The following is a 1,272-nucleotide window of genomic DNA, read 5'->3' as shown; positions in this document are numbered from 1 at the left end:
CTTCTGTGGTTGCCGTCCGTTATGCAAGAGTTTTCTGACCCATATTGACGTGTGATCGTGTGCGGTCTTCTGTAAGGCCTGTTGATGTGGCCTTTCAGAAGCCACTGGCCAGTATGGTGATCAGCGGATCAGATCCAAATCTCACAGGCGTGCTTTAAAGCACAGAGAAATCCACTGGTTTTTCCGATCCGGATCAGACGATCATGCGCCCATTCAGGTCATCGCCCTCTCACACCCCTACCGGTTCCATCCGCGGGAGCCGAGCCATCGCTCAGGCTGCCACGGACAGGGCCGGATCCCGATAATCCTCCTGTTTTGTTGCCATGGCCCAGATGGCTCGTGCCATCCTGTTGGCCAGCGCAATGGCTACCAGCATACGGGGCTTGCGGGCCAGCATCCGTGCCAGCCAGCTTCCCGGTGCAGGGGCCTTACGGCTGGCCCAGTTCACCTGGGTCATGGCGCCCATGATGAGAAGCCTGCGGATATCAGCCTGCCCGGCTTTTGATATCTTCCCCAGCCTTTCCTTTCCGCCAGATGAGAACTGACGGGGCACCAGCCCCAGCCACGCAGCAAAGTCGCGCCCGCGCCGGAAGCTCTGCAGGTCAGGCGCAAAAGCTTCAATCGCAAGAGCGGTCAGAGGACCCACTCCAGGCATGCTCTGCAATCTGCAGGTGTTTTCACTTTCCTGGGCAAGCATCCTGATCTTCTTTGTTCTGACATCAATCCGCACACTCTGCTCCGAAATCTGTCGCAGCAGATCAAGGCATTCCTGCTTCACAGCCTCTGGCAGAACCGCCTCATCCAGCATGGCTTCAATGTGTCTGATATGCGCAATCCCCTGTGGCACGACGAGACCGAATTCATACAGAACGGCACGCAGGGCATTCACCAGTTCCGTGCGCTGGTGCACCAGACGCTGCCGGGCCCGGAAAAGAACGCCACGCGCCTGCTGCGCTTCAGTGCGTGGTTCGACAAAGCGCATTTCCGGCTGACGGGCCGCAATGACGATCGCTTCCGCATCAGCAGCATCGTTCTTCTGGCGCTTCACGAAAGGCTTCACATACTGCGGAGCGATCAGTCTGACCTCGTGACCAGCTCCTGCCAGTTCGCGAGCCCAGTAATGCGCGCTCCCGCACGCTTCAAGAACGACCAGAGCAGGCGGCTGCGTGGCCATGAACTGCATAAACTGCTGACGACGCAGCTTTTTGCGAAACATCACCTCGCCCGCACGCGAAGCTCCATGAACCTGGAAAATGTTCTTTGCCAGATCAA

Annotated in this window: 1 protein-coding gene; it reads right to left on the bottom strand. The window is 58.0% G+C overall.

Annotation, left to right across the window (positions count from 1 at the left end; all coding sequences use genetic code 11):
- Positions 1–271 precede the first annotated feature (271 nt).
- Positions 272–1,272: IS110 family RNA-guided transposase (locus tag OQZ28_RS17520; protein ID WP_176644240.1), on the bottom strand; the 1,001-nt coding region annotated here is incomplete at its 5' end.

Source organism: Komagataeibacter sp. NFXK3, from assembly GCF_054182245.1.
This window is presented reverse-complemented; position numbering and strand designations above follow the sequence as displayed.